A 26,834-nucleotide genomic window follows, 5' to 3' on the forward strand; every position below is an offset into this window, starting at 1 on the left:
ATCCGAAAGCTGCTCACAACCCTCAACGCAATCGTCAGAGACAACACCCCCTGGCGAACACAAAACCCTTGACCAACAACACAGCCGCTCATCCGGCGCTGCGCGCCACCTTCTCCCGCGAGCGGAGAAGGGAAGAAGGGCGCGTCATGGTCGGGCTTGATCCGACCATCTCGTAAACCAGAGCACTCTGGTCATGCGATTCTCAGGGCACAAGCCTGAGAATGACGCTCTACGATGGATCCCGGAGCTGCGCGGCTTCGCCGCTTGTCCGGAATGACGAGCCCCCGCCCGAAAGCCCTCAGGAGATCAGCGTCTCGGTTGCGCGGGCTGCGGCTGCGGCGACCAGCGGGGCGAGCTGCGCGATGGCCGCCTGGCGCTCGAAGCGCGTGGTCAGGGTCGAGAGATTGATTGCGCCGACAGCGCGGCCGGCCCGGTCATGCACGGCGGCCGAGACCGAGATCGAGCCCTGCTCCATGTTCTTCTCGGTGACGGCGAAACCGGCGGCCTTCACCGCCTCGAGCAGCCGCATCATCTCGGCTGCGTTCCTGGCCTGGGTGCGCGACGGCACCGAGTCATGCGAGGCGCTCCAGACCTTTTCGATATGGGCCGGGGCGGAATGGCCGAGCAGCACCTGGCCCGAGGACGAGGAGAGCGCCGGGAAGCGGGTGCCGACCGGCAGGTTGATCGAGGAGATATGGGTGCTGGGAATCGTGGCGATGATGACGATCTCGGCGCGGTCGACCTCGACCCAGGAGATCGTCTCGCGCGTGCGCTCGGCCAGCTCGCGCATGGCGGGGTAGGCGGCGTCGAGCGCGATGTTCGAGGAGACCACGCTCTGGGCGAAGCGGAAGACCTTCCTGGCCAGCGTATAGCGCTTGGTCTGCTCGTCCCGGTCGAGATAGCCGAGCCGTTCGAGCGTGTAGATGAAGCGCTGCGAGGCGCTGCGGCCAAGCCCGGTGCGGATGGCGATGTCGGACAGGCTCAAGCTCGCCGTGGTCTTGTCGAAGGTCTCCAGCACCTTCATCGCCTTGCCGACCGAGGCGACGAAGAGGCGCTCATCGATCTCGCCTGCGCTCACTTCGGCATCGCTGCGCGACAGCGCCGTGCTTGGTTTCGTCGTTGCGTCCGGCATCGCGTCTTCATGCTTCCTCGTCCAACAGATGCAGCGTTAGCATCTTTGCAGCGCAGCTAGAACCCGGGGCTTCAGCCCCGGAATGCGCCCTCAAAACGCTGCTTGAGCAGGTTTTTCTGGATCTTGCCGAGCGTATTGCGCGGCATCTCGGCGACGAGCTCGATGCGCTTGGGCACCTTGTACCCGGCAAGCGAGCGCTTGAGCGCGGCGATCGCGGCGGCGGTGTCGAAACCCTCCGTCCCGCTCGCGAGCTGCACCACCGCCAGCACCGCCTCGCCGAAATCGGCATGGGGCACGCCGATGACGGCGCTCTCGATGACGCCGTCGAGCGCATTGACGGCGGCCTCGACCTCCCTGGGATAGACATTGAGCCCGCCCGAGATGATCAGATCGGCGCCGCGCCCGAGCACGCTGACATAGCCTTGTGCATCCAGCCGGCCGAAATCGCCTGTTCGAAACCAGCCGTCCCGGAAAGCCTGCGCCGTCTTATCCGGGTCCTGCCAATAGCCGAGGAACGGGTAGGGCTGGCGCAGTTCGATCATGCCGACGCTGCCGGCCGGCACGGGCTGGCCCTGCTCATCGACGATGCGGAGCGCCGAGCCCGGCAGGGCAAGGCCCGAGGTGTCGGGCCGGCGGCTGTCGTCGGGTCGGTTCGAGGTCGCGATCAGCACCTCGGTCAGGCCGTAGCGGTCGAGCAGGCGGTGGCCGCTGCGTTCGGTGAAGGCCTCGAAGGCGTCAGGCCGCATCGGCGCCGAGCCGGTCACGAACAGGCGCATCCCGGCGCAGAGCGCCCGGTCGAAGCGGGGATCGGCCATCAGCCGGGCGTAATAGGTCGGCACGCCCGCAAAGATCGTCGCGCGCGGCAGCGCGGCCAGCACGCTCTCGGCCTCGAATTTCGGCAGCAGGATCATCGCGGCCCCGCCCGCCAGCGCCGGCGTCGTCGTGCCGAACAGGCCATAGGCCATCGGATTGGCGTGGAGCAGCGTGTCGCTCTCGGTGATGCCCCAGCAGGCGGCAAGCGAGCGCGCATTCCAGATGACGGAGCCCGCCGAGAGCAGCGCCCCCTTCGGCCGGCCGGTCGTGCCGGAGGTGTAGACCATCGCATTGGGGTCGGAGGGTGCGACGCTCTCGAGCGCGTGCTCGGCCGGCATGGTTTCGCTGCGTTCGATCAGCGTGCCCGTCCCGCCGGCGTCGAGGGTGAGGGCGTTGCAGCCGGCGGCGCGGACGACGCTCTCCCGCGCGGGATCGCAGACCACGAGCTTGGGCCTGGCATCGCCGAGGATATGGCTGATCTCGGCATCGGTCAGGCCGATATGCACGGGCACATAGACCGCGCCGAGCCGGCAGGCCGCGAGATAAAGCAGCACCGCCTCGGGCGATTTCTCGAGGATGCCGGCGACGAAATCGCCCTTGCCCGCCCCCTCGCGCGCCAGCAGGCCGGCATAGCGGGCGGTGATGCTGGCCACCTCGCCAAAGCGGATGACGCGCCCGTCCGCGTTTTCCATGAAGACGCGCCCTGGGTCGCGCACTGGGGCGACCAGGGCGGAAAAGACATTGGCGTCGTCGGGCACGGTGATCGCGGGCTCGGTGATCGTGGACATGGCGTCGTCTTCCTGATCCGCAGGGCTCGGAGCCCGTCTAGAAATTCCGGCTCTTCCCTTCTCCCCTCGCGGGAGAAGGTGGCGCGCAGCGCCGGATGAGGGGGCGCCGTGCCCTGTCCGGTTGGCGTCGCGCTCGGCTAAATGGTGAGCTCACAGCGCCCCCTCATCCGTCTCGGCTTCGCCGAGCCACCTTCTCCCGCGAGGGGAGAAGGGAAGCGCGCAGCCCCAAGTCCAGCCAGCGCGGGGAACCCTTCTCCTGTAAGGAGAAGGGCAGGGATGAGGTGTCGGCCCCTGGACCAGTGACGCGCAAACCTCACCGCTGCTGACGCGAGCCCAACGCGGCTAACGGCCGACACCTCACCCTGCCCTCTCCTTACAGGAGAGGGTTCCCCGAGCTCTGCCGTCAGGCGCCGTCCCCTGTCAGGTTGGCGTCGCGCTCGGTTAAGTGGTGAGCCCACAGCGACCCCTCAGCGTCCCGTAAAAACCGGCTTGCGCTTCTGCGCGAAGGCGAGCGAGCCCTCGCGGTAGTCGGCGCTGCGGTCGGCCAGGTCGGAGAGGGCGGCGATTTCGCCGGCGACCTCGGCGAGGCGGCCCTGCAGCATCGCATCGCAGGCGAGTTTGGCGGCCCGGATCGAGAGCGGCGCATTGGCGATCATCGGCTCGGCCAGGCACAGCGCCGCCTCGACGACATCGCCTTCGACGACCTCCGAGACCAGGCCGCAGGCCAGGGCCGCGGGCGCATCGATGAGCTCGCCGGTATAGAGCATGCGCCTGGCCATACTGATGCCGGCGGTGGCGGCGAGGAGCTGGGTGGAGTCGGCGGGATAGACCAGCCCGAGCTTGGCCGGCGGTACGCCGAAGCGGGCGGTCGCGTCGGCGAGCCGGAAATCGGCCCGCAGCGCCAGCGTGCAGCCGCCGCCGACGCAAGGCCCGCTGACCGCCGCGATCACCGGCACCAGTGAGGCGGAGACGGCGGCATAGCAGGCCATGATCGCATCCCAATAGGCCTGGCGCGCCGGGGGATCATCGCGGACCGCGGCAAAGGCGCCGATCTCGTCACCGGCGCAGAACGCGCCGCCACGCCCGGTCAGGATGATGGCGCGGATCGCGGGATCGGAGCGCAACGCGACGAAGCTGTCCCCGAGCGCCTGCCAGGCCGCGGCGTTCAGGGCGTTGCGCTTGGCGGGGCGATTGATCGCGATGATGGCGACGCTGCCGCGACGCTCGCGCTCGATATCGGCCATGGCGCTTGCTCCGTAGATATTGCTATATAATAATAATTATTATGAACGGTACCGCGGCCTGTCAACCGCAGCCGGGACGGCCGGCCGCTTGACAGGGGCGCGAGCGAATATCAATATTCAATTACAGTTATTGCATATCGATAATGACCGTGCGGACCGCCTCATGCAGATTCACGACATGCAGCAAGACATGCAGACAGACGAGATCACCATCAGCCAGCTCTGGGACCGGCGCGCCGCCAGCGACCCGGACCATGTCTATTGCCGCTTCCAAGATGAGAGCTGGACGATCGGCCGGCTCGACGCGGCCATCAACCGCCTCGCCAATGCGCTGCTCGCAACCGGGCTGAAGCAGGGCGACCGCGTTGCGGTGATGCTGCCGAGCCATCCCGAGCACATCATCGTCATCTTCGCGCTGGCCAAGGCCGGGCTCCTGCGCATCCCCGTCAACACCCATCTCAAGGGCGCGGCGCTCGATTTCGTCTTTGACCGCTTCGAGCCGCATGCGCTGATCGCCGATGCGGCCTATGCCGAGCCGCTCGCGCCGGTCCTGCGGCGGTTGCCGGACCTTTCCGTGTTCTGGCGCGGCGGCGATGATGCGCAAAGCCTGGCCAACCTGTTCGAGCGCGGCAGCCCCTTGCCGCCGCCGGTGACGGTCGCGGCCGACGACATCATCGCGATCACCCCGAGTTCCGGCACCACCGGCGAGCCGAAAGGCGTGCTCAAGACCGACCGCAGCCTGCGCGCCGGCCCGATGGGCACGCTTGCCCTGACCGGCGCGGGCGCGGGCGACGTCTTCCTGCTCTGGGAGCCGCTGCATCACGGCGCCGGTGTCGCGGTGCTGATCGCGGCGCTGATGCAGCCGATCACGCTCGCCATGGTCGAGAAGTTCAGCGCCTCGCAATTCTGGGAGCAGGTGCGCCGCTACGACGTCACCCATATTCACTACCTCGGCGGCGTGCTGCCGCTGCTGCTGAAGCAGCCGGCAAGCCCACGCGACCGCGAGCACAAGGTCCGGATGGCCTGGGGCGGCGGCTGCCCGCTCGATGTCTGGCGCGCTTTCGAGGAGCGCTTCGGCGTCTCGCTCTATGAGGGCTACGGCCTCTCGGAGATGACGACCTTCGTCACGATCAACCCGGAGGGTCGGCTCGGCTCCTGCGGCAGACCCTTGCCCTTCTACGAGGTGCGCCTGCTCGACGAGGCGGGCGCCGAGGTCGCGGTCGGCGAGCCCGGCGAGATCGTGGTGTTGCCGCGCGAGCCGGGCCTCGCCTTCAAGGGCTATTTCCGCATGGAAGAGGCCGGCGCGGCGCTGGTCAGGGATGGCTGGTTCTCAACCGGCGACCTCGCCCGCCGCGACGAGGACGGCTTCCTGTTTTATTGCGGGCGCAAGAAGGACAGCGTCAGGCGGCGCGGCGTCAACATCTCGGCCTGGGAGGTCGAACGCGTCGTCCTGACCCATGACGAGATCGAGGAATGCGCGCTGATCGGCGTGCCCAGCGAGATGGGCGACGACGACCTCAAGCTCTTCATCCGGCCAGCGCCCGGCCGCGCGCTCGACCCGGCCGGCCTCGTCGCATGGTGCGAGCAGCGGCTGCCCTATTTCCAGATTCCGCGCTATATCGAGGGCATCGACGAATTCCCTAAGACGCCGACGCAGCGCATCAAGAAGAGCGAGCTGAGCCGCAGCGTCGCCGGGTGCTTCGACCGCGAAGGCGCCGGCGCCAAGCTCGGCAGGTAGCGGGGGAACGATGGCTGGATGGTTCCTTCAGCGCCTGCTCCAGGCCGGGTTCGTCGTGCTGGCGATGACGGTGATCGTCTTCATCGGCATCAGCGTCATCGGCGACCCTGTCGCGGTGCTGATCTCGCCCGATGCCGACCAGGCCGAGCGGCTGCGCGCGATCACCGCCTTCGGGCTCGATCGCCCGCTCTGGGCGCAGTATCTGTCCTTCCTGAACGGGGCGCTGCATGGCGATCTCGGCCGCAGCTTCGTCTATAACGAGCCCGCCCTGAAGATCATCCTGCAGCGCATGCCGGCGACGCTCGAACTCGCGGTTTGCGCCATGCTGCTGGCGACCTTCATCGGCATACCGCTCGGTCTCTATGCCGGGCTCAAGCCGAATGCGCCGCTGGCGCGGGTGATCATGACCGGCTCGATCCTCGGCTTTTCCCTGCCGGGCTTCTGGGTCGGCCTGCTGCTGATCATGGTCTTTGCGGTGCAGCTCGGCTGGCTGCCCTCGGGCGGGCGCGGCGAGACCCGGGTGTTCCTCGGCATCGGCTGGTCCTTCCTGACGCTCGACGGCCTGCAGCATCTCGTGCTGCCGGCGCTCAACCTGGCGCTGTTCAAGATCTCGCTGGTGATGCGGCTGGTGCGGGCCGAGACCCGCGAGGTCGTGCCCCAGGATTTCATCCGCACGGCGCGCGCCAAGGGCCTGCCCGAGGGCAAGGTCATCTTCCGGCATCTGCTGAAGAACATCATGATCCCGGTCGTCACCATCATCGGGCTCGAATTCGGCTCGGTGATCGCCTTCTCCGTGGTCACGGAGACGATCTTCGCCTGGCCCGGCATGGGCAAGCTGATCATCGACAGCATCCATGTCTTGGATCGCCCGATGATCGTCGCCTATCTCATGATCATCGTGCTGATGTTCGTGATCATCAACCTCCTGGTCGACTGCCTCTACACGGCGCTCGATCCGCGCGTGAGGATCGGCCGATGACCGCGCCGACCTCGACCGCAAGCACCGCATCATCAAGTCCCCTTGCGCGCGCGACGCCGCTGCGCCGCTTCCTGCGCGCCTTCGCCGCGTCGCGCGTGGCGATGGCGGGCCTCGTCGCCTTCGCCGCGATCGTGCTGGCGGCATTGCTGGCGCCCTGGATCTCGCCGCAGAACCCTTACGACCTGATGCAGCTCGACATCCTGGACGGGCGCCTGCCGCCGGGCGCGATCTCCGGCACCGGCATGACCTTTTGGCTGGGCACCGACGACCAGGGCCGCGACATGCTCTCGGCCATTCTCTACGGCCTGCGGATCTCGCTTGTCGTCGGCATCTCATCGGCCCTGCTGGCGGCGGCGGTCGGCACGACGCTTGGCCTGTTTGCCGCCTATGCCGGTGGGCGCATCGAGACCGCGCTGATGCGGCTGGTCGATCTGCAGCTCTCCTTTCCGACGATCCTGATCGCGCTGATGATCCTCGCCTTCCTCGGCAAGGGCATCGCCAATGTCGTGCTCGCGCTCGTCATCGTGGAATGGGCGGTCTATGCCCGCACCGCCCGCGCCAGCGCGCTGATCGAAAGCCGCAAGGAGTATATCGAGGCGGCCCGCGCCATGGGCGCGCGGCCGATGCGCATCCTGTGGCGCCACCTGCTGCCGAACTGCCTGCCGCCATTGATGGTGATCGCCACCGTGCAGATCGCGCGCGCCATCGCGCTGGAGGCGACGCTCTCGTTTCTTGGGCTCGGCGTGCCCGTGACCGAGCCGAGCCTGGGCATGCTGATCGCCAATGGCTACCAGTACATGCTCTCGGGCAAGTTCTGGATCAGCTTCTATCCCGGCCTTGCCTTGCTCGCGACCGTGGTCGCGATCAACCTGATCGGCGACCATCTGCGCGACGTCCTCAACCCGCGCCGGCAGGTTGATTGACGGGGCAAGCCGACTGAAAAGGGCAGGGCGGCTCACCAGCCTCTATGTTGGGGGCGCTGCCGGCGTCAGACCGTGACGGCGCATGATCTCGGCCATCCTGGCCCGGTCCGGCGGGCCACCGGCTGCGGCGTCGACCGCAGCGAACACCTCGCGAAAATACTCCGGACCGATCGCGGCCGGCGTGATCACGCAGAGCATCTTCGCGTCCTGGCTGCCGTTGTTGTCGAAGCGATGAACGGCGCCTCGCGGAATGCACAAGGCCTGTCCCGGCCCGACATCGATCTGTTTGCCGTCGACGGTCCAGGTCACCACGCCGTCCAGCCCGTAGATCGTCTCTTCGTAATGGTCGTGGCTGTGCGCGGGAGCAGGCAGGCGCTGCGCGGCCGGGACCATCAGCTCAAAGGTCGCAATGCTGCCGTTCGAGTGATCTCCGGCCAACAGGAAGCGAACCGCGAGCCCCTTGGTGGCGATGGCCTCCTCGGACGGATTGACGTGAGGGTCCATGACTGACTGAGACATTGTGACTGACTGAGACATTGTCCGACCTCCCCAAGTAAATTACATTTACCATCTAACGGTAAACTCCGTTTACTAGAAGTCAATGCCTATCCCGAAAGTGTGCCGATGAAGACCGAGGACATGCTGATCGGCGCCCTGCTGCGCGTTCCCGCGCAGGCGATCCAGCGCCGGCTGATCAAGGAGCTCAACGCTGCCGGTTTCGACGAGCTGCGCCTGCCGCATATGGCGGTCCTGCAGTTTCCCGGGCCGGACAAGGTTCGCCCGGTTACGCTCGCCGAGCGCGCCGGCATGAGCAAACAGGCCATCAACCAGCTCCTGGGGAGCCTCGAGGGGTTCGGCTATATCACCCGGTCCGACGTTGAAGGTGAGGGCGGCGCGCGCCTGGTCTATTTTACCGAACGCGGGCACGCCGCATTCGCCAGGATGGTCGACATCCTGCGCGACATCGAGCGCGAGTGGAGCGCCGAACTGGGGCCGGAGCGTTTCGCCCAGCTCAAGGCGCTGCTGTTTCTCGTCTGGGACAGTCCGCTGGCTCGGTAGAGCGTTTTCGAGCGAAGTGGATAGCGGTTCGCGTGAAGACAACGCGCTGAAGCAGGGAGCTGGGGCTTGCTGCCTTGGCGGGGAAACACTTGGCTCGGATACACTTGGCTCGGAAACACGCCGTCATCCCGGGCGTAGCGAAGCGCAGACCCGGGATCCATGCCGGAGCGCTGCCTGGTTAGGTTCAGGCATGGATCCCGGATCGGCGCGGCTTCGCCGCTTGTCCGGGACGACGGCGTAGTTCCGAGCATAAACAGCGTACTCACAGCTAGATCGCCGGATCGGCGCCGCTGACGCGGCTTGTCCGGGATGACGGGCCCTGTGACGACGACAAGCCGGCGGGATCAGCTATGCCGGTTTTCGATCGCTCCGGATCGCCTCGGTCGGGATGTCCTGGTCGGGTATGCGACCCGACCAGATGCCTTGCGCCACGAGATCTTCAATGGTGGTCGTGATGACCTGGCCGGCGAAACGCGCCAGGCGCGATGTCGGCCGGTCCGTCGGAAACGCCATGACCAGGCGGCGCGTCGGCACCGGGTCGACGAGCGGCGCGGCGCAGAGGCGGCCTTCGCGCAATTCTTCATGGATCGGCGCCAGCGGCAGCACGGTCATGCCATGGCCGCTCCGCACCAGCCCCTTGAGCGTGGCATAGCTGTCGGCCTCGACCTTGATGTCGAGCGCAAAGCCGCGCTCCTGGGCGCAGCGCTCGACGATCTCGCGCAGCCCATGCCCACGGCTCGGCAGCAGCAGCCGCTGGTGCTCCAGCTGGGCAAAGTCGACACGGCTGTCGGGAGACAAGCCGGCGCCGGGAGGGCCGATCAGGAACAGCGTCTCGTCCAGCAAGGGGCGGATGCGCAGCGTGCGCGCCGATTTCGGATCGTAGAGGATGGCGGCATCGACCTCGCCGCGGTGAAGCCAGTCGAGAAGATAGCCGGAATAGGCGCTGACGATGCGCAAGGTCGCCTCCGGATGCGCTTCGCGAAACGCCGAAACCAGCGGCTCGGACAGGATGTCGGAGGCCGTCGGCGGCATCCCGATCGAGACATGTCCGCGCAACGGGGCGTTCTCATCGGAGACGACGGCGCGGATCTCCTCCATCTCCGCCATGATGCGAAGTGCGCGGCGCAGCACATCCTGGCCGGCCTCGGTGACGATCATGCCGCGCCCGTGCCGGTCGAAGAGGCGTGTCTCCAGTTCGTCTTCCAGAAGCCTGATCTGCCGGCTCAGCGCAGGCTGGGCGATATGCAAACGGTCCGCCGCCTTGGAGAGGCTGCCGAGCTCGGCGACATGGATCAGGGTGCGGAGCTGGTTGATGTCCATGCTATAGAATATCGCTATAGCTGATCGCGAAAAAGGCTCGATGTCGGAATAGTTCGGGCATGGCTATATGCACGGACATGTCCTGCTGAGGAGCCGCGCCGTGGTTGCCGTCGACGTCATAGCCGAGCCCCCCAAGACCCGGGATCTGTCAGTCGCCCGGGACCTGTCGGTCGATTGGCCGGTCGCGCTCTATGAGACGCTGAAGACGGCCGGGATCAGCCACATCTCCTATGTGCCCGATGCCGGGCACGCGACATTGATCAAGCTGTTCAATGCCGATCCGGACGTCGTCACCAATGTGCTGACGACCGAGGAGGAAGGGGTCGCGATTGCGGCCGGCAGCTGGCTCGGTGGCAAGCGCAGCGTCCTCTTGATGCAGTCCTCGGGTGTCGGGAACTGCATCAACATGCTCTCGCTGCCGGTCCAGGCGCGCTTTCCGTTCCTGACCCTGGTGACGATGCGCGGCGAATGGGCCGAGTTCAATCCCTGGCAGGTCCCGATGGGGCAGGCGACGCAGGCCGCGCTGGAAGCGATCGGTGTGACCGTCCTGCGTGCCGAGACCGGCGCCGATCTGGTCGAGACGGTAGCCCAGGCCGCGACGATGGCTTTTGAGGCCGACCAGCAGATCGCCGTGCTGATCGGCCAGCGCCTTCTCGGCAAGAAGAAGTGGTGAATCCGATGACGCTTCCGACCATGGCCGCTCCGACGATGAATCGCCGCGTCGCGGTGAAGGCGCTGCTCGATGCGCGTGATGGCGCGCTCGTCGTCACCGGGCTGGGCTCGCCGAGCTATGACGTTCACGCCGCCGGCGATCGGGACGACAACTATTATCTCTGGGGCGCGATGGGCGGGGCTGCGCTGGTGGGTCTGGGGATCGCCCAGGCCCGGCCGGACAAGCGGGTGATGGTCATCACCGGCGACGGCGAGCAGCTCATGGCTTTTGGTGCGCTGGCGACGATCGCCGTGGCCGCTCCTAAGAATCTCGACGTGATCGTGCTCGACAACCAGCATTTCGGCGAAACCGGCATGCAGGCGAGCCATACCGGGCGCGGCATCGCCTTCGACCAGGTCGCGGCCGCCTGTGGTTTCGCCGAGACCGCCGAATTGCGCACGCTCGCAGAGGTGGATCGGCTCTGCGACAGCCTGAGGCAGCCCAGCGCGGGGCCGCGTCTGTTCGTTCTCAAGGTCGCGGCCGAAAACCTGCCCCGTTCCTTGCCACCGCGCGATGCGGTGCATGTCAAGAACCGGTTCCGCAAGCATCTCGGCTTCGAGCCCTGCTGAGGGCCCGTTTGGATGCTCGGTGAGCTCTCATCCTAAACTCCAGCCCTCATCATGAGGAGCGCGTCTCGAAGGATCCTCCAGGAGGCTCCCGTGCAAGCTGGAGCATCCTTCGAGACGCCCTTCCCAAGGGAATGGCTCCTCAGGATGAGGGCTCAGGGCGTTTCCCAAACAGTCAATAAGATCGCCTCGGATTGTATCGGGTGGCTGTCAGCCGCTCGGAGACCGCGCAAGACTTGCTGTCCCGAAAGCCTGCCTCGCGCAGCGCGGCCCTGATCGCGCCGTCGCCATAGCGGATATCATGTCCCTTGGGGTAGATCGCCCAGATCGGCAGGTCGGGGCATTTTGCCTGTGCCACCCGAGCCGCCGTGAGATCGCCGGGGCCCTCGATGCGGGCAATGATCATCGCCGCCTCCACGACATCGTCGGTCAATGCGCCCTCCACAGCGTTGGCAAGCGCAGCATCGTCGCAAGCACCGATCAGAAAGACTTTTGCATCCTGCTTGAGCCCCAGTTTGGCGCGCAGGCTCGGCGGCGGGGTGGCAATCGCCCTGGACCATTTCTCTGCCGCAAGGGCGCCCATATGCAGGAAGACGGCTTCGCCAACGCAGGTGAAGCACAGCGCCTCGCCCTCCACGCGGACATTGACGAGCCGCTCGCGCGGGAAGCGTCGCCGGATGTCGCCGCGCAGGATCAGCTCCGTACTTTCAAGCAGGGCGCGGACATCGCCCACCGCGCCGCCGATCTCCGCTCGTGTGACTGCCTCGCGTCCCATGTCATCCCTCCGGCTGTCCAACCGCGCCCACAACGCCCCGTATCGCTCCGATGCCGCTGCAAGGGCGCAAACGCCCCTGCTCGTTGAGGATCGGCCGGTTCAACAATGAAGCCCGATCGCCGGCAAGGCCGAAATCACCGATGCGGCCGCGTGTTCGTCAGCGCTGCTTGGACGAGCCCGATGCCATGCCGGGGTCCATCGTCCCGCAATGTCGCTCGAGGAAGCGGATAACCTCATCCTTCCAGATGTCCACGCCCCGATAGGGAAATGCATGGCCCTCGCGCGAGGAGGCTCCGAATGCGGGGAATATCCGGATCTCCGCTGGACGCCCCACCGCCTTGCGCGCCGCGAACAGTTCACGGCTGGGCGCCGTCGTCACGTCGTTTTCGGCCTGAAAGAACAGGATTGGCTGTGACGCTTCACGCACGGCCCATGTCATGGTGTCGCGCAACGCCGGCGCCTCGTCCCAACTCTCTGCGCCGCCTGCGGCATCGACGGCAGCGCAATAGGCGCCATTGCGGGCGCCAAGAACGGTCTCGATCCCGCCAAAGGAATTGCCCATGACGGCTATGGCGTCCGGTCGAACGAAAGCTTGCTGCTTCAGCCATGCGAGCGCCGCAAGCTGATCGTTCAAATGATCCGTCGTGAGCAGCCGCAGGAGGGTTTCTGCCGCCGCCTCCGTACCACCGCGGGCCCGGGCTCCCTTGATCTCATCCATGATATAGGGCCCCGCATCGGCGCTCAGACCCTGGCCACGTCGGTACGGCGCGAAAAAGGCCCAGCCATGCGCCACGAAGACGGGCGCTATCGCGTCGAACGCCTGGGTATTGAGATCACCGGGTGCGCTGCCGTGGTTGTAAAGCATGGCGGGAAAAGGGCCGGGGCCGGCGGGCTTGTAGAGATAGCCATGCAGAAGCTTGTCGCCACTCGGGAAAGCGACCGCTTCGGCTGTTCGGCCATGCCCATTGCTGCAGGAAGACAGCAAGGCGCCCAGCATCAGAAATAGTATGCGAGTGGTCCGCACGCTCGACGTTCCCGTTCTATTCAGCAGCAGAGTGGCGATCGGGTGAAGGGACGGTTTTCAGGCGCCCGATAGGAGACTGTTTGAAAACGCCCTGAGCCCTCATCCTGAGGAGCCATTCCGCTGGGAATGGCGTCTCGAAGGATGCTCCAGGAGGCTCCCGAACCATCTGGAGTATCCTTCGAGACGCCGCTTCGCGGCTCCTCAGGATGAGGGCTGGAATGTCCAAACCGTCTTCTGCGCCATGAGATTTTGCGTCGGCGCCCGGTCGTTGACGCGGTCTGTCCACCAAAACGTGGCCGATCATCGCGGGTGACTGCGAAAGAACTCCCAGATCGTGTCGGTCGCGTCGATCGGGGCCGCGGCTTCGGCGCCGCCGGCAAACCGGCCCCTGGCCGGCGATCCCGGCCAGGAGTGGCCGCCTTGCGGCAGGTCGTAAAACACGACGTCCGCTCGGCCACGACAGGCTTTGCTGAGTTCCTGCTGTACTCCCGGCGTCCTGGTTACGACGGGCGGGCCTGAGCATCCGTTTGCCCTGCGCCAGAAATCCACCGCATCGCGGACGGGCCGGTACGGCATGGTCTGCGCATTTGCGACAAAGCCGGTCTGGCTCATGCCACCGTTGAAGCCCACGGCAGGATCCTGTTCGCCGTGGATGATCAGCATGGGCACGGGCGTGCGCGGCACGGCTTCATTGCCGAACAAGGCACCCGACACCACGGCTGCCGCCGCGATCCGGCTGCCGAGCGCGATGGCGACGCGATGGGTCAGCATTCCGCCATTGGAGAAGCCGGTAATATAGATGCGCCTGGGATCGATCGGCGTCTGTTTCGAGACGTCGTCGATGAGCGCGTTGATGAAACCGATATCGTCGACACCGCGCGACACCGCTTCGCCGCAGCAGCCGGTGGCATTCCATGTCCCCATCCGGTCGTTGCGGCCGATCCCCTTTGGCGCGGCGATGATAAGGCCCGCCGCGCGCGCCTTGTCTGCCCAGCGCGGCAGCATCGTCTCGGGGCTGCCGCCGCCGCCATGCAGCACGATCACGAGCGGCGCCGGGCCATTGCCACGCGGCGCGGCCAGCAACAGGTAGCTGCGCTCGAGGCCGCCGGCGCGCAATGTCTGCGTGACAGCGCCGCTTGTGCCCTGGGAATGCGCGCCGCGCGCCTTGCGCCACCGCTCCAGCAAACGGGGCTGCGCCTCCGCTGTGCCAGTGAGCAAGGCGCCCATCATGGCGCCGACGATGGCGATGCCCAATGCCCGCATCGACCCGCTCCTCCCGTGATCAAAGGCTGAATTCGAATCTGTTACTAAGCAGTAACAGTTTGTTCCCAACGAGTATATGGCTATCACCGACGGCATGACCAGCAGCTATGCGGACATGCTCGACGAACATCGCGCCAGCCGGCGCGCCTTGCTGCTGGTCAAGGCGGCGGAGGCGATCGACACGCATGGTCTTCGCAGCGTCACCATCGACGCCATTGCCGACCATGCCGGGGTCGCGAAGGTCGTGCTCTATCGCTACTTCCGATCGAAGGATGCGCTGATCGATGCCGTCCTCGCCGATATGGTCGATGCCCTGCTCGGGGTGGACGACATGCCGGCGCAATGGTGGACCGAACGCCTGCCGCACACGCTGGCGCTGGCCCATGAAAAGCGCGCTGCATTGCGCGTCCTGTTGCGCCAGGCATCTTACGATCCCCGCTTCGGCAAGCATGTGAAGCGCCTGCACGCCGTGCTGGCCGAGCGCACCGTCGGGCGCATCCGGGAGGCGCTGGGCGAACCGGGCGCAATGCCCGGCGATCCTGCCATGCTGGCGCAGATGATCTCGAACGTCCTGCTCGACGCCTATCTGCTCTGGGTAGACCGCGGCGAAGCGGCGAAGGATGCCGAGTTTCTCGAATGGCTCGTCGCCAGTGTCAGGTTCATGACCCGCCAATGGTGGAATGCGCCGCCGGATTGAACTGCGCTCGGAGCGCCTGGGCCGGTTGGCTCGACATCCCCGAGAGATGCCGGGCCGTTCATGACGGCGATGACGCCGGCCGGCCGGGACGGTCGCGTCTTCGGAAAGCCAGGAATGATCTCACCGGCTGCTCTCATGCCGGCCACCGAGGCGCGTCATGCGTGGGCTGAGCGCGCCGGTCTGTCCCGCGACGCGTCGCTGGCTTCCATCGCCAGGATCGTGCGCACCAGCGTTGCCTGAAGCACGGCCAGGTCCGGCGCGCCCTTGACCTCAGCGCGGCCCGGCTGCGGGAAGGGGCAGCGCCTTCGGGCCGATGCCGAGGCTGATCTGGAGGCTGTCGGCGATGCGCCCGGCCCGGTCGATGAACAGGGCCGCGACCTCGGGCTCGCAGACCTGCCCGGCCGTCGCGGCAAACAGGCTGAGCCAGCGCCCGAACATCTCCGGCGTCAGGCCAAGTTGCATATGGGCCAGGTGCGGCTTGCCGGAATAGCTCCCGGTCTTGAGCACGACGGACGACCAGAAGCGCACCATGGTTTCGAGATGGGCATCCCAGCGATGCGACAGCGCTTGCTCGAATACGGGCGCCAGTTCGGCATCGTCGAGAACGCGCTCATAGAAGCTGTGGACCAGCGTCCTGATCTCGGCTTCGGTTATGCGTTCGGCTGCGCCGGCCATGGGCCGCGCCGCCTGGCTGGTCTGGACTGACATCAACGGATCCGGTTGGCTCGAGATCTTGCAGGCATGGCTCACTGCGAAAGCTGGGAATGCGGCTCGCGATGGCGCGGCTGGCCGGGGTGGATGCTCAGGCCCAGCGCAGCGCAAAGGCCCTGCTCATCGGCGGGCAGGGCGTCGAGATCGCATTCCCGCGCCATCTCGCCGGTGAAATGCCGCCAGCCCTCGATATTGCGCCAGGGCACCGCGACCAGGAGCGGCAGGCCGGCTTCGATCGTCTCGGCAATCAGCGGGCGCAAGCCCCCGCCCTCCGCTTCGGTCTTGCCGAATTTGTTGAGGATCACCAGGTCGGGCTTCTCGCACAACGAGGCACGCGTGATCTGCATCGCATTCAGGAGCTGGCCGATATCCAGCGCGCAGCCGCGCGCCAAGCGGCCGCGATCCTGCGTGATGCCGGTCAGTGCGCCGCTCGCCAGATCTTCCAGCTCCATGTCGCAGCGCGAGCGCCCGGGATTGGGCCGGTTATGCTGCACCAGGCCGGCAAGCCTGCAGCCCCTGTCCCGCAGCGCCGAACAGACGCTCCGCAGGGCCCGGTCGGCCGCCTCGCCATCGCTGTAGACCAGGGCGGTGATTGGCAAAATTTCTGGCGTCCGTATTCCTGGCGTCCGTATTTCTGGCATCCGTCATCTCCGTTTCGGTCTTCGATCAGCCGCAGATCATGCTCATGTGGAACCCGGCTCTCAGCCGCCGGTGACGCTCATATGGCGGCCGACGGCGGGCTTGGCGCGGCGGCGGTCGATGATGAAGTCATGGCCCTTGGGCTTGCGCGAGATCGCCTCTTCCATGGCGCGGTGGAGGCCGGCCTCGTCGGGCGAGGCGCGTAAGGGTGTGCGCAGATCGGCGGCGTCCTCCTGGCCCAGGCACATATAGAGCGTGCCGGTGCAGGTCAGGCGCACCCGGTTGCAGCTCTCGCAGAAATTATGCGTCATCGGCGTGATGAAGCCGACAAGCCCGCCGGTTTCCTTGACGCGGACATAGCGCGCCGGCCCGCCGGTCCGGTAGGGGTCCTCGACCAGATTGTAGGTATCCATCAACCGCGCCCTGACGACCGAGAGCGGCAGGAACTGGTCGATCCGTCCGGGCTCGATCTCGCCCAGCGGCATCACCTCGATCAGAGTCAGGTCCATGCCCAGCCCGTGGGCCCAGGTCATCAAACCTTCGATCTCGTCCTCATTGACGCCCTTGAGCGCGACCGCGTTGATCTTGACCCGAAGGCCTGCCTTGCGCGCCGCCTCGATGCCGCCGAGCACCTTGTCGAGATCGCCCCAGCGCGTGATCTTGCGGAACTTGTCGGGGTCGAGCGTGTCGAGCGAGACATTGATCCGGCGCACGCCGCAATCGGCCAGCTCCTGGGCATAGCGGTCGAGCAGCGAGCCGTTGGTGGTCAGCGTCAGCTCTTCCAGCGCACCGGTGGCGAGATGGCGCGAGAGCGAGCGGAACAGGCTCATCACATCGCGCCGCACGAGGGGCTCGCCGCCGGTGAGCCTGAGCTTGCGCGTGCCGCGTGCGATGAAGGCGGTGGCGAGGCGGTCGATCTCCTCCAGCGTCAGCAATTCGCGTTTGGGCAGGAAGCTCATATCCTCGGACATGCAGTAGACGCAGCGGAGATCGCAGCGATCCGTCACCGAGATGCGCAGATAGGAAATATCGCGGCCGAACGGATCGACCAGCGGCGCACGCGCGATCGGCGGGCCGCCGGCGAGGCCGGGCCCGCCGCCCGTGCCGGATGCGGAGGGGAAATCCTGAGGGAAGCTCGACAGGGTCACGCGCGTTCCTCCGTGGCTGCCGGGCAGGAACAGCCCGTCGCGATATCGCGCCGCGCCCGGCTGGCGCGGATGGCGTGAGCCTTGCCCCGGGCAGGCGCGGCGGCCGCGAGCGGGGCGAGGACGCGCTGGTCGATCGAGGGCAGGGCGTCGCGCTCGCAAATCGATGACAGATGCGGGCCGAGCTCGCGCAGCAGGCCGTCCTGGATGCGGTAGATCCAGCCATGCAGGTTGAGCTCCTGGCCGCGCGCCCAGGCGTTCTCGATGATCGGCGTCTGCGCCACCCGGCGAACCTGCATCTCGACATTGATCTCGCACATCCGGTCGAGGCGGGCGGTCTCGTCCCGGATCGCGGCGAAGGTGGCAAGATGCTTGCGATGGAGCATCGAGATCGGCTGCAGCCAGTGGTCCAGGATGGCGCCGCGTTCGGCCATCAGCGCGCGCTCGACACCGCCGCAGCCATAATGGCCGCAGACGATGATGTGTTCGACCTTCAGCTGCTCGACGGCATATTCGATCACCGACAGGATGTTCATATCGCTGGTGTGGACGATATTGGCGATGTTGCGGTGGACGAAGACCTCGCCGGGGTCGAGGCCGAGCACGTCATTGGCGGTGACGCGGCTGTCCGAACAGCCGATCCAGAGATAGCGCGGCGTCTGCTGCTCGGCCATGCGCCGGAAGAACTGCGGGTCGTCGCGCGTCTTGGAACGGGCCCAGGCGACATTGCGGTCGAAGAGATGGTCGAGCGTGCGCGACATCAGGCCGGCACTCCGCGCCGTTCCTTCATGGTCCGGCTCATCGCCTTCAGGTCTTCGCGCCGCAGCCGAATGCGGGCGATGGCCAGGACGATGCCGTTCTCCGCCGCCATGTGAAGATGCTCGCTCGCCGCATAGGCCAGCATCAGCTTGCACATGCCGCGCGCCAGCTTCACCGGGTCTTCCGCCGGCCGCCCGGTCAGGGCGCCGATGATGGCCTCGAGCGATTGCCGGACCTGGCGGTGGTCTTGCGCAAGGCGGCCGAGCGCCGCGGCGAGATCGTCCTCGGGCAAAGCGCGGCGCAGCAGCAGCGGAAACAGGTCCTCGTCTTCGTCGCGGTAGTGCAGGACAAGGTCGCGACGCAGATAGGCCACGATCATCCTGGCCTCCGCGCGACCGACATGGCCCGTCTCGGCATGGTGGCGCAGCGCGGCGCAGAGACGGCGCTGGCGGAAATGATCGGCGAAAATATACGCAAGCGGATCGTCGAGAAGCGCCGGGGGAATGGCTTCGATGCTGAGCTGGTCGCGGCTGGCGGGCTCATGAGTGGTCATCGCAGCCTCCGGAGCCGCATGAGCAGCCGCCCGCTTGCGGAACCGGTGCGATGTCGCGCGCGATCGCCCAGCGCAGCATCTTGCCGATCACGGCCCGGCCTGGATCCTCGGCGCGCTCGATCGCCGTCATCAGCGCCAGCCAGTCCTCGTCGCTCGCCAAGGCGGCGTAGCGGCGCGAGGCATTGGCGACATATTCGCCTGGAGTCTCGTCATGCTCGTCGCCCAGCGCCTGGACCTGCGCGAGCAGGACGACGTCGCCCAGCGCGTCGAGCGCGGTCGCCGCGTCGGTCTCGTCCGACAACCGGGTCAGAAGTGCTCCAAGCTGCATGGCGGCCTCCTACTGGACGAGCGGTGACGGGCTGGAGGCGATGTCCACCCCGATGATCTCGGCGCGTCCGGCGAGGATCGTGATGTATTGCTGGATCGCCAGGCGGCGGACCTTCTCGCCGAGCCAGGTGCCGATGCGCTGGCGCACGGCCTCGAAAGGCAGCTTCTGCCCCGCGATCCGGCGCTCCACCCAGACGACATGCAGGCCATAGCGGGTCTCGACCGCAGCCTCGCCGACCGTTCCCACCGGCAGATGGCCGAGCGCCGTCTCGAATTCGGGCACGGTCTGGCCCGGGCCGATCTGCCCGAGATGGCCGCCGGTCTTGCCCGATGGGCAGGCCGAGACCGCTGCCGCCAGATCGGCGAAGCAGCCCGGCTCCTGCTGGATCTGCAGGATCAGCAGCGCGGCATGCCGGCGCGCTTCGGCGCGGGCGGCCTCATCCTTCGGCCCGGCCGGCAGCAGGATATGCCTGGCCTCGATGATCGCCGGCGACTGGAAGCGCTGGCGGTTGGCCTCGAAATAGCGCCGGCAGGCGGCCTCGTCCGCCTCGGGCGTGACGATTTCCTGCGCGGCGAGCTGGCGGATCAGCGCCTCCTCGTCGGTCTCGCGCCGGCCTTCGTCATCCTGCGCCGGGTCGGGCTCAAGCGCCAGGCGCCTGGCCTCTTGCAGCAGGAGCTCACGCACGGCCAGCGCGCGCGCCGCCGCCTGCCAGGCCTCGATCGGCTTGGCGGCGGGGTGGTTTTGCGTCTCGCGTCCGATCGCGGCACGCGAGATCGCGACGCCGTTGACGCTGACCGTCCGGGGCTTGGCGGTGATGGCGGGCTTGACCGCGCAGGGGGAGGCAAGGGGTGTGGTCATGATGTCTTACTCCGCCGGCTGCGTGGAGGATCGGCCGGCGCTGCGCGGCGCGAGCGCGCGGCGGGTCCGGACAAGCTGGAAGCCCCTGCGGCCGAGATACCAGACCGGTGCGGACCAGACATGGACGAGGCGCGAGAACGGGAAGATCAGGAAAATCGTCATCCCCAGCACGAGATGGACGAGATAGGGCCAGGCCAGCCCCTGCAGCGTGGCGCCGTCGACAGGCTGGAGCGTGACGATGCCCTGGGCCCAATGGGCCAGCGTCAGCATCACCGAGCCGTCGGTGTGCGACAGCGAGAAGGGCAGGGTCAGCAGGCCGAGGCAGAGCTGCACCCACAGGATGGCGAGGACCGCGATGTCCATTGTGGTCGAGGTCAGGCGGATGCGCGGATCGAACAGCCGGCGATGCAGCAGCAAGGACAGGCCGACGAAGCAGAGGCTGCCGGCGATACCGCCGGCAACGATGGCGATCAGCTGCTTCTGCTCGACCGTGATGAACAGGGTGTAGATGAATTTCGGCGTCAGCAGCCCGGCCGCATGGCCGAAGAACAGGAACAGGATGCCGACATGGAAGAGGTTCGAGCCCCAGCGCATCTGGCGCTTGCGCAGAAACTGGCTGGAGCTCGCCTTCCAGCTGTACTGCTCCCGATCGAAGCGGATCAGGCTGCCGAACAGGAAGGCGGTGAGGCAGAAATACGGATACCAGACGAAGAGAACTTGAAAGATCATGTCGCGCATGGCTCAGGCTCCCGTGCGGGGCGAAACGCCGGAATGGGTGATCTGGGTGCGGGGGCCGGCTCCCGGAACCGGCTCCAGACCGGGGGCGGGGCGGCGCGCCTGGCGCAGCTTCGCCGACAGCGTGTCCTTGCCGCAGTCCTCGGCGGCGGCGCCTGGACCAAACAGCACCTCCTCTTCCGCCCAGGCGGCGTCCAGCGCCTCGAGATCGTCGGGCTCGGGATCGGGCTCGGCCAGGAGCCGCGCGATCATGGCGGCGTCGGGCTTGACCTTGCTGAGCTTGGCCAGCGCGGCGAAGACAGCCTCGTAAGGCGAGCTGCGCTTGCGCAGCCGCTCGCGCAGCGCCGCAAAGACATGCGCGGGCTGGCCGATGAGCTCGACGGCCTCCGCCGGTGAGCGCGTCGCGGCGTATTCGAGGAAGAGCGGCAGGAAGTCCGGCAGCTCGGTCACGGTCGGCGTGTAGCCGCCATCCTCATAGACCTTGATCAGGTCGACCATCGCCTGGCCACGGTCGCGGCTTTCGCCGTGCACATGCTCGAAGAGATGCAGCGAGAGCGCGCGCGTCCGGTCGAACAGCAGGATGTAGCGCTCCTGCAGATCCATCAGATCGCCATCCGCCAGCCCGTCGATCAGCCGCTTGACCGCGGCGCGCTCGCTCCCAGGCAGGACACCCTCGCGCTCGATCACCTCGATGAGCTCGCCGCGCGCCGCGAGCAATTCCTCAGTCGGGTAGGACAGCAGCGCGGAGAGAACCTTCAGCGTTTTCATCTCACAGCGCTCCCAGCTTCGGTTTGTCGTTCTTGGCCTTGACGCCGCCGAACAGGTTGACGCCCGTATCGGAGGGCAGGCAGCCGTCGCCGAAGCTGAAGCCGCAGCTGCCGCGAAGCTCATAGGCGTCTTCGCTGACCTCGCGATGCGTGGTGGGGATGACGAAGCGGTCCTCGTAATTGGCGATCGCCATGACGTGGTACATCGCCTCGATCTGCGCGGCGGTGAGGCCGACGCGCCTGGCGATGGCCTCGTCGATCACGCCGTCGACGGTCTTGGCGCGCATATAGGCGCGCATCGCCAGCATGCGTTCGAGCCCCCTGGCGATCGGCGCCTCGTCACCCGCGGTGAGCAGGTTGGCGAGGTATTTCAGCGGGATGCGCAGCGACTTCACATCCGGCATGCCGCCATCGATGCCCATCTTGCCGGCCTCTGCGGCGGCGGTGATCGGCGAGAGCGGCGGCACGTACCAGACCATCGGCAGCGTGCGGTATTCCGGGTGCAGGGGAAAGGCGACCTTCCACTCCATCGCCATCTTCCAGATCGGCGATTGGCGCGCCGCCTCGAGCCAGTTTTCCGAGATGCCGTCGGCGCGCGCCTGGGCGATGACCGCCGGATCGTTGGGGTCCAGGAAGATGTCCATCTGGGCCTCATAGAGGTTCTGCTCGGATGGGGTCGACGCCGCCTCCTGGATGCGGTCGGCATCGAACAGCATCACGCCGAGATAGCGGATGCGGCCGACGCAGGTTTCCGAGCACACCGTCGGCTGGCCGGCCTCGATGCGCGGATAGCAGAAGATGCATTTCTCGGATTTGCCCGAGGACCAGTTGAAGTAGATCTTCTTGTAGGGACAGGCCGAGACGCACATGCGCCAGCCGCGGCACTTGTCCTGGTCGATCAGGACGATGCCGTCCTCCTCGCGCTTGTAGATCGCGCCCGAGGGGCAGGCGGCGGCGCAGGTCGGGTTGAGGCAGTGCTCGCAGAGCCTCGGCAGATACATCATGAAGGTGTTTTCGAACTGGCCGTACATCTCCTTCTGGATGCCTTCGAAATTGGCGTCCTTGGAGCGCTTGGCGAATTCGCCGCCCAGGATCTCCTCCCAGTTCGGCCCCCATTCGATCTTTTCCATGCGCTCGCCGGTGATCAGCGAACGCGGCCGGGCGGTCGGGAAGGCCTCCAGCTCCGGGGCCTTCTGCAGGTGCTCGTAGTCGAAGGTGAAGGGCTCGTAGTAGTCGTCGATCTCCGGCATGTCGGGATTGGCGAAGATGTTCGCCAGGATCCGCCATTTGCCACCGATCCGCGGCTCGATCTTGCCGTTCGCCTTGCGGCGCCAGCCGCCCTTCCACTTGTCCTGGTTCTCCCAATCCTTGGGGTAACCGATGCCGGGCTTGGTCTCGACGTTGTTGAACCAGGCGTATTCCATGCCCTCGCGGTTCGTCCAAACGTTCTTGCAGGTGACCGAGCAGGTATGGCAGCCGATGCATTTGTCGAGATTCAGCACCATGCCGATCTGAGCGCGGATTTTCATCGTCGTCGTCCTTTTCACTCGGCGGCTTGGGCGAGGGCGGAGGCGTTCGCAGCGTCCCTGTGCGGGCGCTCCAGCCAGTCGACGGTCTTGACCTTGCGGATGACCACGAACTCGTCGCGGTTGGTTCCGATCGTGCCGTAATAGTTGAAGTCGTAGGACAGCTGCGCGTAGCCGCCGATCATGTGCGTCGGGTTGATGACGATGCGCGTGACCGAGTTGTGGATGCCGCCGCGGTTGCCGGTCATCTCCGAGCCCGGCACGTTCACGATCTTTTCCTGGGCGTGGTACATGAAGAGCGTGCCGTCCTTCATGCGTTGCGAGACCACGGCGCGGGCGACCAGGGCGCCGTTGCTGTTGAAGGCTTCGACCCAGTCATTGTCGACGATGCCGGCGCGCGCGGCGTCGGTCTCGCTCAGCCAGACGATCGGCCCGCCGCGCGAGAGCGTCAGCATCATCAGATTGTCGGTATAGGTGGAGTGGATGCCCCATTTCTGGTGCGGCGTGATGAAGTTGAGGACGATCTGCTTCTCGCCGTTCGGCTTCAGGTCGATCACCGGAGCGACCGAGCGCAGGTCGAGCGGCGGCCGGTAGACGCACAAGCCCGCGCCGAAGGCGCGCATCCAGAGATGGTCCTGATAGAGCTGCTGGCGGCCGGTCAGCGTGCGCCACGGGATCAGCTCGTGGACGTTGGTGTATCCGGCGTTGTAGCAGACCTTCTCGCTTTCCAGCCCCGACCAGGTCGGCGCGGAAATGATCTTGCGCGGCTGCGCGACGACATCGCGGAAGCGAATCTTCTCGTCTTCCTTCGGCAGCGCCAGATGGGTGTGCTCGCGCCCCGTCGCCTTGCCGAGCGCGGCCCAGGCCTTGACCGCGACCTCGCCATTGGTCTCCGGCGCCAGCATCAGGATCATCTCGGCGGCGTCGATGTCGCTGACGATCCGGGCGAGCCCCTTGTTGGCGCCCTCGAGATGCACGCCGTTCAGCGCCTTCAGATGCTCGACCTCATGGCCAGTCTTCCAGGCCATGCCCTTGATGCCGTTGCCGACCGTGTCCATCAGCGGGCCGAGCGCGGTGAAGCGGGCATAGAGGTTGGGATAATCGCGCTCGACCACGCTCACCACCGGCATCGTCTTGCCGGGGATCGGCTCGCACTCGCCCTTCTTCCAGTCCTTCGGCTCGAAGGGCTGCGCGATCTCGTTGGCGCTGTCGTGCTTGATCGGGTTGAGGACGACGTCCTGCTCGACGCCGAGCACCTCGGGGGCGACCTGCGAGAAGGCCTTGGACAGCCCCTTGTAGATCTCCCAGTCCGAGCGCGCCTCCCATGCCGGATCGACCGCGCTGGTCAGCGGGTGGATGAAGGGGTGCATGTCGGAGGTGTTGAGGTCGTTCTTCTCGTACCAGGTCGCCGTCGGCAGGACGATGTCGGAATAGACGCAGGTCGTCGACATCCGGAAGTCGAGCGTGACCAGCAGGTCGAGCTTTCCCTCCGGCGCTTTCTCGTGCCAGGCCGCCTCGGTCGAGCGCGCCTTGCCCTCCTGGCCCAGATCCTTGCCGAGCACGCCATGGGTCGTGCCCAGAAGGTGCTTCAGGAAATACTCATGGCCCTTGCCTGAGGAGCCGAGCAGGTTGGAGCGCCAGACGAACAGGTTGCGCGGCCAGTTCACCGGATTGTCGGGGTCCTCGCAGGAGAGCTTCAGCGAGCCGTCCTTCAGCGATTTCGCGACATAGTCCTTGGCCTCCATGCCGGCGGCCGCTGCATCCCTGGCGACCTGGAGCGGGTTGGTTTCCAGTTGCGGCGCCGAGGGCAGCCAGCCCATCCGCTCGGCGCGGATGTTGTAGTCGATCAGCGCGCCGTCCCAGGGGCCGTCGGGTGCGGTCGGCGAGACGAGATCGCCGACGCGGACCGTCTCGTAGCGCCACTGGTCGGTATGGGCGTAGAAGGCCGAGGTCGAGTTCTGCTGCCGCGGCGGGCGGCCCCAGTCCAGCGCGAAGGCGAGCGGCGCCCAGCCGGCCTGCGGGCGCAGCTTCTCCTGGCCGACATAATGCGCCCAGCCGCCGCCGGACTGGCCGACGCAGCCGCACATCACGAGCATGTTGATCACGCCGCGATAGTTCATGTCGGCGTGGTACCAATGGTTCATCGCCGCCCCGATGATGATCATCGAGCGGCCCTTGGTCTTCTCGGCATTGGTCGCGAATTCGCGGGCGACCTGGATGATCTTGTCGCGCGAGACGCCGGTGATCTTCTCCGCCCAGGCCGGGGTGTAGGGCGTGTCGTCATCCAGCGAGGCGGCGACGTTGTCGCCGCCATAGCCGCAATCGACGCCATAATTGGCGAGGAAGAGGTCGTGCACCGAGGCGACGAGCGTTTCGCCCTCGCTCAGCGCCAGGCGCTTCACCGGCAGGCGGCGCTTCAGGATGCTGCCGTGATCGGTCGAGGCGAAATGCTCGTGCTCGATATTGCCGAAATAGGGGAAGGCGACCTCGGCCAGATCGTCCTTGATCTCGGCCAGCGAGAGCCGCAGCCGCGTCTCGACGCCGCCTGCGTCCTTCTCCTCGAGATTCCATTTGCCGCTCTCGCCCCAGCGGAAGCCGATCGTGCCGCCAGGGACGACGATCTTGCCGGAGGTCTCGTCATAGGCGACGGTCTTCCATTCCGGGTTGTTGGCCTCGCCGAGGCCGGCTTCGAAATCCGACGCCCGAAGGAAGCGGTCGGGCACCAGGTTGTCGCCCTGCTTCACCAGCTTCACCAGCATCGGCATGTCGCTGTACTGGCGCACGTAATCGCGGAAATACGCCGCCTGCCGGTCGACATGGTATTCCTTCAGGATGACGTGGCCCATCGCCATCGCCAGCGCCGAGTCCGTGCCCTGCTTCACGCTGAGCCAGATATCGCCGAACTTGGAGGCCTCTGAGTAGTCGGGGCAGATCACCGCGCTTTTCATGCCGCGATAGCGCGCTTCGGTGTAGAAATGCGCGTCGGGCGTACGGGTCTGGGGCACGTTCGAGCCCCACAGGATGATGAAGCCGGCATTGTACCAGTCGGCCGATTCCGGCACGTCCGTCTGCTCGCCCCAGGTCTGGGGGGAGGCGGGCGGCAGGTCGCAATACCAGTCGTAGAAGGACATGCAGACGCCGCCCATCAGCGACAGGTAGCGCGAGCCCGCGGCATAGGAGACCATCGACATCGCCGGGATTGGCGAGAAGCCGAAAACGCGATCGGGGCCATAGGTCTTGGCGGTATAGGCATTGGCGGAGGCGATGATCTCGGTGGCCTCGTCCCAGCCGGCCCGCACGAAGCCGCCATGGCCGCGCTTGGAGGTGTAGGCGGCACGCTTGTCGGGGTTCTCGACGATGCTCTTCCATGCGGCGACCGGCGTCAGGGTGGCGCGCGCCTCGCGCCACAGTTTCAGCAGCCGGGCGCGGATCAGCGGGTATTTCACCCGGTTTCCGGAGTAGAGATACCAGCTATAGGAGGCGCCGCGCGAGCAGCCGCGCGGCTCGTGGTTGGGCAGGTCCGGCCGGGTGCGCGGATAGTCGGTCTGCTGCGTCTCCCAGGTGACGATGCCGCCCTTGACGTAGATCTTCCAGGAGCAGGAGCCGGTGCAGTTGGCGCCATGGGTGGAGCGCACGATCTTGTCGTGCTGCCAGCGCTTCCTGTAGCCGTCCTCCCAGCGCCGGTCTTCGCTGGTCATGATGCCGTGACCGTTCGAGAAGGGCTCGGAGACCTTGTTGAAGAAGGTCAGGCGATCGAGAAAGTGACTCATGTCGGATCCC

General features: G+C 66.5%; 26 protein-coding genes. 7 read left to right on the forward strand and 19 right to left on the reverse strand.

The window, feature by feature from the left end; all coding sequences use genetic code 11:
• Positions 1-298: 298 nt before the first annotated feature.
• From J2Y55_RS14800 to J2Y55_RS14810, 3 genes are all read right to left on the reverse strand, one after another.
• Positions 299-1,132 (reverse strand): IclR family transcriptional regulator, encoded by an 834-nt coding sequence (locus J2Y55_RS14800; RefSeq protein ID WP_310154400.1) that lies wholly within the window; start codon positions 1,130-1,132, stop codon positions 299-301.
• Between the two features lie 71 nt (positions 1,133-1,203).
• On the reverse strand, positions 1,204-2,733 hold the full coding sequence (locus J2Y55_RS14805) for an AMP-binding protein (RefSeq protein ID WP_310154404.1): 1,530 nt from the start codon (positions 2,731-2,733) through the stop codon (positions 1,204-1,206).
• 467 nt (positions 2,734-3,200) lie between these two features.
• On the reverse strand, positions 3,201-3,977 hold the full coding sequence (locus J2Y55_RS14810; protein ID WP_310154407.1) for an enoyl-CoA hydratase/isomerase family protein: 777 nt from the start codon (positions 3,975-3,977) through the stop codon (positions 3,201-3,203).
• 163 nt (positions 3,978-4,140) lie between these two features.
• Between J2Y55_RS14810 and J2Y55_RS14815 the strand changes: the two genes are divergently transcribed.
• Genes J2Y55_RS14815 through J2Y55_RS14825 form a run of 3 tightly spaced genes read left to right on the forward strand, consistent with a single transcriptional unit; the run spans position 4,141 to position 7,617 of the window.
• Positions 4,141-5,715 (forward strand): AMP-binding protein, encoded by a 1,575-nt coding sequence (locus J2Y55_RS14815; protein ID WP_310154409.1) that lies wholly within the window; start codon positions 4,141-4,143, stop codon positions 5,713-5,715.
• Positions 5,716-5,725: 10 nt separating this feature from the next.
• The gene (locus J2Y55_RS14820; RefSeq protein WP_310154412.1) at positions 5,726-6,694 is read left to right on the forward strand and encodes an ABC transporter permease; all 969 of its coding nucleotides are present in this window, start codon (positions 5,726-5,728) and stop codon (positions 6,692-6,694) included.
• Positions 6,691-7,617 (forward strand): ABC transporter permease, encoded by a 927-nt coding sequence (locus tag J2Y55_RS14825; RefSeq protein ID WP_310154415.1) that lies wholly within the window; start codon positions 6,691-6,693, stop codon positions 7,615-7,617. The genes J2Y55_RS14820 and J2Y55_RS14825 overlap by 4 nt, the downstream gene beginning before the upstream one ends.
• Positions 7,618-7,659: 42 nt before the next feature.
• Here the strand turns inward: J2Y55_RS14825 and J2Y55_RS14830 are convergent, their stop codons facing one another.
• Positions 7,660-8,154 carry a cupin domain-containing protein gene (locus J2Y55_RS14830; RefSeq protein ID WP_310154419.1) on the reverse strand — a complete coding sequence of 165 codons (495 nt, stop codon included), beginning with the start codon at positions 8,152-8,154 and terminating at the stop codon, positions 7,660-7,662.
• A 102-nt stretch (positions 8,155-8,256) separates the two neighbouring features.
• Here J2Y55_RS14830 and J2Y55_RS14835 point away from each other — a divergent pair, with 102 nt between their 5' ends.
• Entirely contained in the window at positions 8,257-8,676 is a 420-nt protein-coding gene (locus J2Y55_RS14835; RefSeq protein ID WP_310154422.1) for a MarR family winged helix-turn-helix transcriptional regulator, read from the forward strand.
• A gap of 348 nt (positions 8,677-9,024) precedes the next feature.
• On the opposite strand, the gene J2Y55_RS14840 is transcribed toward J2Y55_RS14835, so the two are convergent.
• Complete coding sequence (locus tag J2Y55_RS14840; protein ID WP_310154425.1) at positions 9,025-9,996, reverse strand: LysR family transcriptional regulator; 972 nt, start codon at positions 9,994-9,996, stop codon at positions 9,025-9,027.
• A gap of 145 nt (positions 9,997-10,141) precedes the next feature.
• On the opposite strand from J2Y55_RS14840, the gene J2Y55_RS14845 reads away from it, so the two are divergent.
• Together J2Y55_RS14845 and J2Y55_RS14850 are read left to right on the forward strand one after the other, a co-directional pair.
• Positions 10,142-10,669 carry a thiamine pyrophosphate-binding protein gene (locus tag J2Y55_RS14845; RefSeq protein ID WP_310155305.1) on the forward strand — a complete coding sequence of 176 codons (528 nt, stop codon included), beginning with the start codon at positions 10,142-10,144 and terminating at the stop codon, positions 10,667-10,669.
• A gap of 20 nt (positions 10,670-10,689) precedes the next feature.
• Positions 10,690-11,277, forward strand: a complete 588-nt coding sequence (locus J2Y55_RS14850) for a thiamine pyrophosphate-dependent enzyme (protein WP_310155308.1) — start codon at positions 10,690-10,692, stop codon at positions 11,275-11,277.
• Positions 11,278-11,449: 172 nt separating this feature from the next.
• Here the strand turns inward: J2Y55_RS14850 and J2Y55_RS14855 are convergent, their stop codons facing one another.
• From J2Y55_RS14855 to J2Y55_RS14865, 3 genes are all read right to left on the reverse strand, one after another.
• Positions 11,450-12,049 carry a hypothetical protein gene (locus J2Y55_RS14855; RefSeq protein WP_310154428.1) on the reverse strand — a complete coding sequence of 200 codons (600 nt, stop codon included), beginning with the start codon at positions 12,047-12,049 and terminating at the stop codon, positions 11,450-11,452.
• 157 nt (positions 12,050-12,206) lie between these two features.
• Positions 12,207-13,046 (reverse strand): alpha/beta hydrolase family protein, encoded by an 840-nt coding sequence (locus J2Y55_RS14860; RefSeq protein ID WP_310154430.1) that lies wholly within the window; start codon positions 13,044-13,046, stop codon positions 12,207-12,209.
• 327 nt (positions 13,047-13,373) lie between these two features.
• Entirely contained in the window at positions 13,374-14,336 is a 963-nt protein-coding gene (locus J2Y55_RS14865; protein WP_310154432.1) for an extracellular catalytic domain type 1 short-chain-length polyhydroxyalkanoate depolymerase, read from the reverse strand.
• A 76-nt stretch (positions 14,337-14,412) separates the two neighbouring features.
• Between J2Y55_RS14865 and J2Y55_RS14870 the strand changes: the two genes are divergently transcribed.
• Positions 14,413-15,033 carry a TetR/AcrR family transcriptional regulator gene (locus J2Y55_RS14870; protein WP_310154434.1) on the forward strand — a complete coding sequence of 207 codons (621 nt, stop codon included), beginning with the start codon at positions 14,413-14,415 and terminating at the stop codon, positions 15,031-15,033.
• Between the two features lie 270 nt (positions 15,034-15,303).
• Here J2Y55_RS14870 and J2Y55_RS14875 read toward each other — a convergent pair whose 3' ends face one another.
• From J2Y55_RS14875 to J2Y55_RS14925, 11 genes are all read right to left on the reverse strand, one after another.
• Complete coding sequence (locus tag J2Y55_RS14875; RefSeq protein WP_310154438.1) at positions 15,304-15,741, reverse strand: group III truncated hemoglobin; 438 nt, start codon at positions 15,739-15,741, stop codon at positions 15,304-15,306.
• Positions 15,742-15,779: 38 nt separating this feature from the next.
• Entirely contained in the window at positions 15,780-16,343 is a 564-nt protein-coding gene (locus tag J2Y55_RS14880) for a DUF2478 domain-containing protein (protein WP_310154440.1), read from the reverse strand.
• 102 nt (positions 16,344-16,445) lie between these two features.
• On the reverse strand, positions 16,446-17,450 hold the full coding sequence (gene moaA / locus J2Y55_RS14885) for a GTP 3',8-cyclase MoaA (protein ID WP_310155311.1): 1,005 nt from the start codon (positions 17,448-17,450) through the stop codon (positions 16,446-16,448).
• Between the two features lie 77 nt (positions 17,451-17,527).
• Positions 17,528-18,289 carry a carbonic anhydrase gene (locus tag J2Y55_RS14890; protein ID WP_310154443.1) on the reverse strand — a complete coding sequence of 254 codons (762 nt, stop codon included), beginning with the start codon at positions 18,287-18,289 and terminating at the stop codon, positions 17,528-17,530.
• Positions 18,289-18,840 (reverse strand): hemerythrin domain-containing protein, encoded by a 552-nt coding sequence (locus J2Y55_RS14895; protein ID WP_310154447.1) that lies wholly within the window; start codon positions 18,838-18,840, stop codon positions 18,289-18,291. The genes J2Y55_RS14890 and J2Y55_RS14895 overlap by 1 nt, the downstream gene beginning before the upstream one ends.
• Positions 18,827-19,168: a hypothetical protein gene (locus tag J2Y55_RS14900; protein ID WP_310154452.1), complete on the reverse strand. Its 342-nt coding sequence runs from the start codon at positions 19,166-19,168 to the stop codon at positions 18,827-18,829. The genes J2Y55_RS14895 and J2Y55_RS14900 overlap by 14 nt, the downstream gene beginning before the upstream one ends.
• Before the next feature lie 9 nt (positions 19,169-19,177).
• Positions 19,178-20,026: a peptidylprolyl isomerase gene (locus J2Y55_RS14905; protein ID WP_310154455.1), complete on the reverse strand. Its 849-nt coding sequence runs from the start codon at positions 20,024-20,026 to the stop codon at positions 19,178-19,180.
• A 6-nt stretch (positions 20,027-20,032) separates the two neighbouring features.
• Entirely contained in the window at positions 20,033-20,764 is a 732-nt protein-coding gene (gene narI / locus J2Y55_RS14910; protein WP_310154458.1) for a respiratory nitrate reductase subunit gamma, read from the reverse strand.
• Positions 20,765-20,767: 3 nt separating this feature from the next.
• The gene (gene narJ / locus J2Y55_RS14915) at positions 20,768-21,529 is read right to left on the reverse strand and encodes a nitrate reductase molybdenum cofactor assembly chaperone (RefSeq protein WP_310154461.1); all 762 of its coding nucleotides are present in this window, start codon (positions 21,527-21,529) and stop codon (positions 20,768-20,770) included.
• A 1-nt stretch (position 21,530) separates the two neighbouring features.
• On the reverse strand, positions 21,531-23,057 hold the full coding sequence (gene narH, locus J2Y55_RS14920; protein ID WP_310154463.1) for a nitrate reductase subunit beta: 1,527 nt from the start codon (positions 23,055-23,057) through the stop codon (positions 21,531-21,533).
• A gap of 14 nt (positions 23,058-23,071) precedes the next feature.
• Positions 23,072-26,824, reverse strand: coding sequence for a nitrate reductase subunit alpha (locus tag J2Y55_RS14925; RefSeq protein WP_310154466.1), 3,753 nt, complete (start codon positions 26,822-26,824; stop codon positions 23,072-23,074).
• Positions 26,825-26,834: the final 10 nt, after the last annotated feature.

The organism is Allobosea sp. BE125 (assembly GCF_031456075.1).
Classification (GTDB): domain Bacteria; phylum Pseudomonadota; class Alphaproteobacteria; order Rhizobiales; family Beijerinckiaceae; genus Allobosea.